Source organism: Candidatus Nanopelagicales bacterium, from assembly GCA_018003655.1.
Classification (GTDB): Bacteria; Actinomycetota; Actinomycetes; order S36-B12; family UBA10799; genus JAGNDY01.
Genome location: JAGNDY010000065.1, coordinates 1 through 10,666, shown reverse-complemented (window position 1 = coordinate 10,666; position 10,666 = coordinate 1). Strand labels below are relative to the sequence as shown.

9 protein-coding genes are annotated in these 10,666 nt (G+C 64.1%); 3 read left to right on the top strand and 6 right to left on the bottom strand.

The window, feature by feature from the left end:
* The first annotated feature begins 53 nt into the window (after positions 1-53).
* On the top strand, positions 54-2,780 hold the full coding sequence (gene ppdK, locus KAZ48_08895; GenBank protein ID MBP7972905.1) for a pyruvate, phosphate dikinase: 2,727 nt from the start codon (positions 54-56) through the stop codon (positions 2,778-2,780).
* Between the two features lie 102 nt (positions 2,781-2,882).
* Here the strand turns inward: ppdK and cysE are convergent, their stop codons facing one another.
* From cysE to KAZ48_08865, 6 genes are all read right to left on the bottom strand, one after another.
* Positions 2,883-3,626, bottom strand: coding sequence for a serine O-acetyltransferase (gene cysE / locus KAZ48_08890; GenBank protein ID MBP7972904.1), 744 nt, complete (start codon positions 3,624-3,626; stop codon positions 2,883-2,885).
* Between the two features lie 8 nt (positions 3,627-3,634).
* Positions 3,635-4,567, bottom strand: coding sequence for a cysteine synthase A (cysK, locus tag KAZ48_08885; protein MBP7972903.1), 933 nt, complete (start codon positions 4,565-4,567; stop codon positions 3,635-3,637).
* A gap of 361 nt (positions 4,568-4,928) precedes the next feature.
* Positions 4,929-5,735 (bottom strand): dienelactone hydrolase family protein, encoded by an 807-nt coding sequence (locus KAZ48_08880; GenBank protein ID MBP7972902.1) that lies wholly within the window; start codon positions 5,733-5,735, stop codon positions 4,929-4,931.
* Positions 5,736-5,823: 88 nt separating this feature from the next.
* Positions 5,824-7,008 (bottom strand): AlkZ family DNA glycosylase, encoded by a 1,185-nt coding sequence (locus KAZ48_08875; GenBank protein ID MBP7972901.1) that lies wholly within the window; start codon positions 7,006-7,008, stop codon positions 5,824-5,826.
* 10 nt (positions 7,009-7,018) lie between these two features.
* Positions 7,019-7,732: a PIG-L family deacetylase gene (locus KAZ48_08870; GenBank protein ID MBP7972900.1), complete on the bottom strand. Its 714-nt coding sequence runs from the start codon at positions 7,730-7,732 to the stop codon at positions 7,019-7,021.
* A 30-nt stretch (positions 7,733-7,762) separates the two neighbouring features.
* Positions 7,763-8,599, bottom strand: a complete 837-nt coding sequence (locus KAZ48_08865) for a hypothetical protein (protein ID MBP7972899.1) — start codon at positions 8,597-8,599, stop codon at positions 7,763-7,765.
* A gap of 115 nt (positions 8,600-8,714) precedes the next feature.
* Here KAZ48_08865 and KAZ48_08860 point away from each other — a divergent pair, with 115 nt between their 5' ends.
* Both KAZ48_08860 and KAZ48_08855 read left to right on the top strand, forming a co-directional pair.
* A complete protein-coding gene (locus KAZ48_08860) occupies positions 8,715-9,104 on the top strand; it encodes a hypothetical protein (protein MBP7972898.1) in 390 nt (129 codons plus the stop codon).
* 202 nt (positions 9,105-9,306) lie between these two features.
* Positions 9,307-10,666: InlB B-repeat-containing protein (locus tag KAZ48_08855; GenBank protein MBP7972897.1), on the top strand; the 1,360-nt coding region annotated here is incomplete at its 3' end.

Genomic DNA, 10,666 nt, shown 5'->3' with positions numbered 1-10,666 from the left:
GGGGGCTACGGTTGGGGGAGCAGGAACTGACCGGTCTGACTGGAGTGTGTTTCATGTCCGAGAGCAATGCCGCACCGAAATACGTCTATTCGTTCTCCGAAGGCAGCCGAGAGATGGCCGATGAGCTCGGGGGTAAAGGCGCGAACCTCGCCGAGATGACGCGGATGGGCCTGCCGGTACCTCCCGGTTTCACCATCAGCACCGCAGCTTGTCGCGACTACCTTGACCGAGGCGATACCCCGCCGGGACTGCTCGACCAGTTGTTTGCCGCCTTGGACGGTCTTGAGCAAACTCGTGGGAAGTTGCTCGGGGACGCGGACGACCCGCTACTCGTGTCAGTGCGTTCTGGTGGGCGCTTCTCGATGCCCGGGATGATGGAGACGGTGCTCGACATCGGACTCAATGACCGCAGCGTGAACGGTTTGGCGAAGGTTGCTGACGACCCGCACTTCGCCTGGGACTCCTACCGCCGGTTGATCCAGATGTTCGGCAAGACGGTGCTGGAGATCGAGGGTGATCGCTTCGAGACTGCGCTCCAGCAGGTGATGACAAAGTCCGAAGTCGCGGCTGATACCGAGCTGCAGGTCGCGGACCTGCAGGAGTTGGTGGAGGACTACAAGCAGATCGTGCGCGAATGCACCGGCGATGATTTCCCGCAGAACGCCCGGCGCCAACTTGAGCTCGCAGTGCTCGCTGTCTTCCGATCGTGGAACACCGAGCGGGCGGTTCTCTACCGTCGGCAGGAGCGAATCCCGGGCTGGCTCGGCACGGCCGTCAACGTTCAGGTGATGGCGTTCGGCAACGTGGGTCACGGTTCCGGAACTGGTGTCGCATTCACCCGTGACCCAGGCAGCGGCGCGCGCGGGGTCTACGGCGACTACCTGCACGATGCCCAGGGCGAGGATGTTGTTGCTGGCATCCGCAACACACTCCCGCTTGCTGCACTCGGGGACAGCGATCCCACGTCGTACAAGCAGTTGCTCGACATCATGGATCAGCTCGAACAGCACTACCGTGACCTGTGCGACATCGAGTTCACCGTCGAACAGGGCAAGTTGTGGATGCTGCAGACCCGCGTTGGCAAGCGCACCGCAGGCGCAGCGTTCCGGATAGCCATTCAACTGGTGGACGAGGGCGTCATCACCATGGACGAGGCGGTCCAACGGGTCGACGGTCACCAGCTCGCCAGGCTGATGTTCCCGAACTTCGATACCAGCGCCCAGGCGAATCGGATCGCTCAAGGGATGAACGCATCACCGGGCGCGGCTGTCGGTGAAGTCGTGTTCGACTCGCGTGCGGCCGTCGACCGGGCGGCGGCGGGAGCGTCGGTGATCCTGGTTCGTCGCGAGACCAACCCGGACGACCTTGAGGGGATGATGGCTGCGGCCGGAGTCCTGACCAGTCGCGGCGGCAAGACCTCCCACGCCGCAGTCGTCGCACGCGGGATGGGCAAGACCGCAGTCTGTGGCGCTGACTCGCTCAACGTGGACACCATTGCCAGAAAGATCATCGCCGCCGATGGGGTAGTCATCAACGAGGGCGACGTCATCTCGATCGACGGCACGTCCGGCGAGGTCTTCCTCGGCGAAGTTCCCGTGATGCCGAGCCCGGTCGCTCGTTACTTCGAGGATGGCCTGGAGGCCGCGCTCGAGGTAGCCGACGAGGAGATGGCCGAGCTTGTCCGTGCGGTGGATCGGATCATGGTGCATGCCGACGAGACCCGGCGACTGCGCGTCCGCGCGAACGCGGACACCCCGGAAGACGCCGAACGCGCACGCAAGATGGGGGCCGAGGGCATCGGCCTGCTGCGTACTGAACACATGTTCCTGGGCGAACGCAAAGCGTTGGTCGAGCGGTTGATTCTGGCCGACGAGGAGACTGAGCGCAAAGCGGCACTGGAAGCGCTGCTCCCGCTGCAGCGCAAAGACTTCATCCGGATTCTGGAGCGGATGGACGGCGTTCCCGTGACCATCCGACTGATCGATCCGCCCCTGCACGAGTTCCTGCCCGATCGCACCGAGCTTGCCGTTCGGGTGGCCCGAGCAGAGGAGCGTGGTGAGCCCATCGAGGCTGACCTGCGCCTGCTCCAGGCGGTCAACCGGCTCAATGAGTCCAACCCCATGTTGGGTCTGCGCGGGGTCCGCCTCGGGCTGGTGCTACCGGGGCTGTTTGCGCTGCAGGTGCGAGCGATCGCGGAGGCAGCGTGTTTCCGTCAGCGCATGGGTGGCGATCCGCGGGCAGAGATCATGATCCCGCTGGTCGGTTCGATCCAGGAGCTGGAGCTGGTCATCGACGAGGCCGCCGGGGTGCTGGCGTCGGTCGCCGAGGCGCACGGTTGCACGTTGCGGTTCCCCATCGGCACGATGATCGAGCTCCCGCGCGCGGCACTGACTGCCGGTCAGATTGCCGAGGCTGCCGAGTTCTTCAGCTTCGGTACCAACGACCTGACGCAGACCACGTGGGGGTTCAGTCGTGACGACGTCGAGGCCGCGTTCTTCTCCGCGTACTTGGAGAAGGGTGTCTTTGGCGTCTCGCCCTTTGAGTCAATCGATCGCGAGGGCGTGGGTGCGTTGATCAAACTCGCGGTCGCGGCCGGTCGCAAGACGCGACCCGATCTGGCCTGTGGCGTCTGTGGCGAACACGGCGGCGATCCCGAGTCGGTGCACTTCTTCGATGAGGTTGGACTGGACTACGTGTCCTGCTCACCGTTCCGCGTGCCGGTCGCTCGCCTCGAAGCGGCCCGCTCAGCACTCGGTGCGGGAGCGTCTGACACCCGCTAACCCGGAAGTTACCCGGCGGTATGGTCGTTTCCCGGCCGGTTTTGCAGCCATACCACTGGGTAACTTTCCGGTCTGCATGGCGGGGCAGGGCCGGGGTCGGTGTCAGATCGAGAAGTCCTCGCTGTCCCACACGCCGACCTCGTAGGTCTTCGGCTCGCGGCCCTCGAGGGCCGCGAGGTCTTTGGGTGCTGCCTGGCCGTTGCGCTCCAGTTCATCGACACGCGCGATCAACGCCTGCAAAGCGGTTCCGACCGGGTCTGACGCCGAATGATCAGTGCTTGGCTTGTCGGTCACGGCGATCTTGTCTGCCGCTGCAATCCGGTGGCCGCGGCTGGCGATGACTTGACCAGGAACGCCGACCACAACCGACTCAGGTGGCACTGATCGCAACAACACCGCATTGGCACCGATGCGACTTCCGTTGCCGACCCCGATTGGGCCCAGAACCTTGGCTCCGGTGCCGATGGTGACACCATCGCCGACCGTTGGGTGTCGTTTCTCCGCGACCGTCGACATGCCACCGAGGGTGACACCGTGGAACAACGTGACGTCGTCGCCGACAACGGCCGTCTCGCCAATGACTACCCCGGCGCCGTGATCGATGAACAGTCGATCGCCGATCTCCGCGGCTGGGTGAATCTCCACGCCGGTGGCAAATCGGGAGACCTGCGATAGTGCGCGGGCCGGGAACTTAGCTCCGTGGCGCCACATCCAATGACTCGCACGGTGGGCGACGATGGCATGCACGCCCGGGTACAGCACGGCGACTTCCCAGGCGCTGCGGGCGGCAGGATCACGCCGAACGATCGATCGCACGTCGTCGCGGATGCGGGTGAAGAAGGACATGAGAAGTCTCAGTCACCCAGACCGGCGAACAGCGGCGTGCTCAGGTAGCGCTCGCCGAACGACGGAATGATCACGACGATCACCTTGCCAGCATTCTCGGGCCGTTGGGCGACCTCCTTAGCTGCGGAAAGCGCGGCACCGGAGGAGATTCCGACGAGCAGGCCCTCCTCAGTCGCTGCCTGTCGGGCGGTCGCCAGAGCGTCCTCGTTCTCCACCGTGATGACCTCGTCGTAGACGTCGGTGTCGAGCACATCGGGGACAAACCCGGCGCCGATGCCCTGGATCGGGTGGGGACCCTTCGCACCACCGGAGAGCACCGGCGACGCGGTGGGCTCGACTGCCACAATCTGCACGGATGGCTTGCGTTCCTTGAGCGCCTGGCCGACCCCGGTGATGGTGCCGCCGGTACCAACACCAGCGATCAGGATGTCGATGGTTCCGTCGGTGTCATCCCAGATCTCTTCGGCGGTCGTCTCCCGGTGAATCTTCGGGTTGGCCGGGTTGGCGAATTGTTGGGGCATGAAGTACTTCGGGTCGCTGGTGGCCAGTTCCTCTGCCTTGGCGATTGCGCCGCTCATCCCGTCGGGGCCGGGGGTCAGGATCAGGTCGGCGCCATATCCGCGCAGGAGCAGCCGTCGCTCGACGCTCATCGTCTCCGGCATGGTCAGCACGATCGGAATCCCACGGGCCGCGCACACCATCGCCAGGGCGATACCGGTGTTTCCACTCGTGGGCTCGACGACGACGGTGTCCGGGCCGATGAGGCCGGCTTCCTGAGCGGCGTCGATCATGGCCAGGCCGATGCGGTCCTTGACGCTGCTTGCGGGGTTGAAGAACTCGAGTTTGGCGAGTACCTGGGCGGAGTTGTCGCCGGCGATGCGGTTGATGCGGACCAGGGGAGTGTTGCCGATCAGTTCAGTGATGTCGTTTGCGATGCGCATGAGTGTGTCAATCCATTCCGGAGGTGGGTGCGCGAGGCGCGCAGATGGTTGGAGTGCGGACCGTGAGAGGTTCGCGGACAGCCCTAGGGCTGGAACTCAAACGCTTTGACAGCGTGATGTGGTGGCGCGGCCAAGATCGACATGCCGACGGCGCACGAGGTCGAGGCGACCCGGGGCGACTTGATCGGCGATGGTCACTGGAGGCTCCTGGTTTCTGCTGGGTGCGAGTGGCGCTAACTGCGCTGCCCACAATAGACAACTGTTCGACGCCAGGGAAACCGGTGTCCGCTCACCTGGCGCTAACGCGACCAACGTCGGCGGCGGGCCGGACATTCCCCAGCCGGGGGGTGCGCCCGAATCCTTAGGAGACTTCCAGCTGATCGGCGAAGAACGTCAGTACCTGCTCGAGCGCCTCCCGGGTCGGCGAACCCTCCGCGTCCGAGTAGTCCTCCGTCAACACCGAGTGGGCCATCTTCCGGTAGCCCCAGGGGTTGCCCTCGGAGGAGTCAATCTCAACGCCGATGAATCCGTCGCCAAGTTCCTTGCGCAGCCGTGCGAAGCGTTCCGGTGGCGCACCTTTGTCGCCGGTGAACCGCAGACCGATGACGCAGGTTCCGTCGGCGACGCGCTCTTTGACGGTGGCCAAGTCGGAGTCAGACAGCCCCAACGCGCTGCGATGTTTGGCGGTGATTCCGCCGGGCAGGGATGGCTGGCTGAGTACTGGGGCAACCACGACGGGGTCGACCATCATCGCCAGCGCGAAGCCACCGGTCAGGCACATGCCGATCGCTCCGACCCCGGGTCCGCCGCAGTTGTCATGTTCGACTTTGGCCAACGCTCGCAGCCATTTGGTCACCGGGCTCGACTTGTTGGTCGCGAGCAGCGTGAACTCGCGATTGATGCAGATCTTGGCGACGGTCTGCGCCAGGTAGGCGTTCGATGGCGGGCGGCCGGGGGTCCCGAACAGATCGGGAAGGACGGCAGTCATTCCTCGCTCGGCGACCTTGCGACCAAACTCGGCCACGAGCGGCGTCAGGCCTGGGATTTCATGGATGACGATTACCGCTGGACCGCTGCCCGTTCGGTAAACCGGGTGGGTTTTGCCGAGCAGCGTGACCTGCTCGTGGGTGTAGCCGTCAAGGTCAGGTGCTGCCGAGGTGTTGGCCATGGCGACACCGTACGACAGTGCTGCCTGTCGTTGCGATCAGCGTCGGCAGCGCAGGTCGGCCTGGCGGTGGTGGCGGCAACCGGGCGGGCTACGAGTAGGCAACCTCTACCGGCAATTCCAGGAAATCACCGAAGGCGGCGAACTGGTTGTCGACGGACATCTTCACGACCTTACTGGGTCGCCATCCGGCGAGTGGTTCGACGGTGATGTCGATGCGCTTGCTGCGCATGGTTCGCTTCCAGGTTGCGCGGACCTGACCATCGATGACGACGGTGCTGCGGAACATGCCGTTACCGCCGGGGATGACCGCAGCCATCGTCGCCGGATCTGCCATCAGGGTTCGGTTCTTGTAGCCGAGCAGATACTCGTCGAACCCCGGCAGCACGCGCGGTGGAGTGTGCTTGGCAGCGGTGGCTGAACCGGCGGCAGACCCGTCCTCGCCGACAGGGGCGGTGGCCAGCAGGTCGGTCGGGCAGTACATCGTCTCGGTGTTGACCTGAACTTCGGTCAACTCGTCGCCGAGGCTCGCAATGGCGGCCTTTGCGTCAGTGGCGGGCAGAGACGTCCAACCCGTGAAGTCCTTTCTGGTCGCGGGACCATGGCTGCGGAAGTAGCGCCGGGCGAGCAGTGCGAGTGCCTCGTCACGAGTGGGGGTGGTGGGTTTCGGGGCGACCTTCGACAGCAGTGTGAACGTCTGTTCCTTGCCCACTTGCGGGCCAATCACAGTGACGCCGATCTGGGAGACGTACCAGAGATAGTGGTAGCCGTGTTGGCCTGCGGTGTTCAGGCCTGCCGCTGCCAGGACGTCGACGCATTGGGACCGGGTGAGCAGATCCGCACCGGCCAGCGCATCGGCCAGGACTGTGGCCGCCAGCTCGACGTTGGCCTCCGTGAGTCCCAGAAATGCACGTCGCTTGGCCGCGCCCTTCAAGGCGATCGCCCCGGTCAACTCAAGCATCCATTTGGCGTCTTTGGGAGGAACAAAGTGGATGGTTCCCCTCATGGGCCACGTCCGGACAATCTCGCGGTTGGCGGTGGCACGGTCGATATCGGCATTGGTCGTGCCGGACAGTCGGACACCGAATGACCAGTGACCCGAGGCCACGTCCTGCGCCTGCATGGCGCCGAACCATTCAACGACCTGCCCGGGTGTGGTCATCGCCTGGCCCGCTGTGTTGCGCCGGTGCGAACCCGACGCCGCTGATGTTGGGTGACCAAGTAGGAGGGCGTTCATGCGAAGGTCCCGGGCTTGCTGGTCTGTCAGCCGCTCCATTGCCGTGCGCCTAGCCGAAGACCTCGACTGGCACCGCAGCGGCAACGCCAGCTCGGGCACCGGCCTGCTCGAGGTAGCCACGGACAAACTCCGGGTCGGCCATCGGGTGGTCCCCAAGTCCCTCCAGGTAGGCGGCGTGGGCACTCAGCGATTCGACGGCCTTGTCCAAGTGGCCGGTGACGGCAACGGCGTGAGTCGCCGCTGGCGAACCTGCCACGAGCGATCGTTTGATGCCGTGAGCCGGCAACGCCAATTCCGGGAACACCCAGCGGTTGCCGGCGTCGCCGGATGCGTCGAGGGCTGCCTCACCTACATTTCGGTGGTCGGGGCTGTTGCGGCTGCCGGGGAAACCCCACGACTCGCGATGGTTGAACAGCAACAGGGTGTCCGGTCGATGTCGCCGGATCGCGGCTGCCAGATCCCGACGAAGGCCGAGCCCGTAGTCGATTACCCCGTCCTGGTAGTCGAGGAACTCAACGTCGTCGACCCCGACGATCGCAGCACTCGCCCGCTGTTCGGCCTCACGGATAGGGCCTGATTGCGCGGGCTCCATCGAGTCGATCCCTGCCTCGCCCTTGGTGACCAGCAAGTAGACGACGCGGTGGCCTTCACTGGTCCATTTCGAAACGGCTGCAGCTGCGCCATACTCCAAGTCGTCGGGATGGGCGACGATAGCCAGCACCGTCCCAGGGTCAGCGGTGAACAGTTCCAAGGTCTCGTCCATGGACTGAGTATGTGCCCTCGCGTGATTGAGTCAAGGTCGAATCAGTTCAACCCGTTGCTCGCCACCAGCCATTCGCTTCCAGGTCAGTCGCGGATGCAGCGGCGCTATTCGAATCATCCACCAGCCCGTCAGCACGCCAATAATGGTCGCCAAGAAGTGCCCCAGATCCCAGATCTGGTGACTGAAGATCAGCGGACCAAGGATTCCTGCCCCAACAGCGACGAAGTACGGAATGCGCCAGCGCTTGCTGATCAGCCACAGGTAGGCACCGCAGGTGCCGACCATGATGTAGGAGACACCGACATCGGCGGTGACGACCGTTGACTTGGGCAGTAGCGCGAAGTGGACGAGCAGAGTCTCGATCGTCACTGTCAGCAGTGTGCCGACGACGTGCGACATCACCGCGACCACCAACCAGCGCGCGCTGCCGAGTCGTTGCTCAAGGCGCGCGGCGATCAGTACGAACACCACGACGTAGCCGATCCACAAGTATCCGTTGTCCGCCACCAGTAGCGCCGACGAGATCAAGACGCGGAACGGGTTGGTGAGGATCTCGACGATGTTCGTCGAGTTGGCGACGGTGATCGCCTGAAGGGCCTTTTCCGGCGAACCCTTTTGGATACCTGAAGTCGCGCTGAAGATCGCTATGTAGACGAAGGTCGCGGGCGCTGTCATGACGTAGGCATGAAGGGCGCTGATCTGTGGCTGAAGCTTGTCTCGCGTGCCGATGAGGCGTCCATGTCGCGCTTGGGCCTTGATGACGACCCACACCAGGGCGAGCGCGAACAGAATCGCTCCAGCAATGAACGGCCAGGCCGTGGGGCCGCTGTCGGCCTGGGCTTGCAGTCGCTCCCAGTTGAGATGCACGGGGGGAGTATGGCACTTGGTGGCGCGTCGTTGACCCGGGTCGACCGATGGGGCGTGCCCGACGTTCGTGGCTGATGATGCGGGACCGGACGAAGCGTCGGGCAATACTGGGCAGATGAATGGGCGAACACTCGGGGTCAGGCTCGCGGGACTCGGCGCCGGGAACGCGATTGTAGGTTTTGGGCTGTGGAGGTTTGGCCGTGGCGACGGTGTCCGAGCGTTCGGGCAGCAGGCGACGATGTGGGGGCTGGTTGACCTCGGGATCGCCGGGGTTTCGCTGATGCGACCAGCAGGTGAGGCGAACCGGATCCGTAGGGTGCTGCTGTTCAACGCGGGGCTCGACGTTGTCTACATCGCCGGTGGCGCACACGTGGCGTATTACGGGAGCACCTTCGGCGGGCGAGTGAGTCCGCAAGCGGCTCGCGGACATGGCCTGTCTGTCATCGTCCAGGGCGCCCAACTGCTGGCGTTTGACCTGTGGCACGCGCGGCGCTTCAGAACCTAGGCACGTGGGGCCCAGTCGTGCCCTTCCTTGGGTGAAGTCACGGCGGTGCGTTGGCCCGGACCAGTCTGGTGAGTCTCGTTTCGCAAACCGGCAACGTGGTGTTCGCGTGTGCTAGTTATGAACGGCGAGGCATTTGCTGGTTCCGTTGGCGGGGGAGATGTTGAAGGCTCAATTTTCGTTGTGGCGTCGGCTAGGTGCGCTTGTGACGGCAGTCCTGGTTGCGGCCGCGACCTTGATCGCGGTCAGCGTATCGCCGGCCTCAGCGGCTTCCGGCGACCGTGACCCTTCCTTCACCCCGCTCACCCTCAACAGCTTTGTGTCTTCGGTGACGGAGTTAACGGTGGCGCCGAATGCGGGTAAGTCTCTGATCGGGGGGTTCTTCACTGATGCCGGTGGTGATGCCGCGACGGATTATGTGGCTCGGTTGAATGCTGATGGGACCCGGGACACCTCCTTCGCCCCCTTGACCCTCAACGGCACCGTGGAGTCGGTGACGGAGTTAACGGTGGCGCCGAATGCGGGTAAGTATCTGATCGGGGGGTTCTTCACTGATGCCGGTGGTGATGCCACGACGGATTATGTGGCTCGGTTGAACGCTGATGGGACCCGGGACACCTCCTTCACCCCCTTGACCCTCGACAGCGCTGTGTATTCGGTGGCGGAGGTGGATGCGGGTCAGTATCTGATCGGTGGGCAGTTCGCTGATGCCGGTGGTGATGCCGCGACTGATTACGTGGCTCGGCTGGACGCTGACGGGACCCGGGATACCTCCTTCACCCCCTTGACCCTGAACGGCTTCGTGTTTTCGGTGACGGGGCTGACGGTGGGGGCGGATGCGGGTAAGTATCTGGTCGGTGGGTTGTTCACTGATGCAGGTGGTGATGCCGCGACGGACTTTGCGGCTCGGTTGAACGCTGATGGGACCCGGGACACCTCCTTCACCCCCCTGACACTCAACAACAATGTGAGGTCGGTGACGGAGCTGTCGGTGGGGGCGGATGCGGGTAAGTATCTGGTCGGCGGGCCCTTCACTGATGCAGGTGGCGATGCCGCGACGGACTATGTGGCTCGGTTGAACGCTGACGGGACCCGGGATACCTCCTTCACCCCCCTCTCACTCAGCGACCCCGTGTATTCGGTGACGGGGCTGACGGTGGGGGCCGAGGCAGGCAAGTTTTTGGTCGGTGGGTTCTTCACTGATGCCGGAGGTGATGCCGCGACGGATTATGTGGCTCGGTTGAATGCTGATGGGACCCGGGACACCTCTTTCACCCCCCTGACACTCAGCAGCTCTGTGATTTCGGTGACTGAGCTCGCGGAGGGGCCTAACGCGGGTAAGTATCTGATCGGCGGTGCTTTCACCAACGCAGGCGGCGATTCCGCGACGAACCATGTGGCTCGATTGCTGGCGCAGTCACCGACGTACACGGTGACCTTTGACAACAATGGTGGCTCGGGGTCGATGGCCAACCAGGTGGCGAATGTGGCCACACCGTTGGATGCGAACACGTTCACCCGGGCGGGGTATTCGTTCACGGGGTGGAATACCGCTGATGATGGAT

What these genes read in the sequence shown, in the direction of transcription:
- cysK (MBP7972903.1), bottom strand. Translation starts at nt 4,567, where the DNA reads ATGCGCATCGCAAACGACATCACTGAACTGATCGGCAACACTCCCCTG.
- KAZ48_08860 (MBP7972898.1), top strand. Translation starts at nt 8,715, where the DNA reads ATGAATGGGCGAACACTCGGGGTCAGGCTCGCGGGACTCGGCGCCGGG.
- KAZ48_08870 (MBP7972900.1), bottom strand. Translation starts at nt 7,732, where the DNA reads ATGGACGAGACCTTGGAACTGTTCACCGCTGACCCTGGGACGGTGCTG.
- KAZ48_08875 (MBP7972901.1), bottom strand. Translation starts at nt 7,008, where the DNA reads ATGGAGCGGCTGACAGACCAGCAAGCCCGGGACCTTCGCATGAACGCC.
- cysE (MBP7972904.1), bottom strand. Translation starts at nt 3,626, where the DNA reads ATGTCCTTCTTCACCCGCATCCGCGACGACGTGCGATCGATCGTTCGG.
- ppdK (MBP7972905.1), top strand. Translation starts at nt 54, where the DNA reads ATGTCCGAGAGCAATGCCGCACCGAAATACGTCTATTCGTTCTCCGAA.
- KAZ48_08880 (MBP7972902.1), bottom strand. Translation starts at nt 5,735, where the DNA reads ATGGCCAACACCTCGGCAGCACCTGACCTTGACGGCTACACCCACGAG.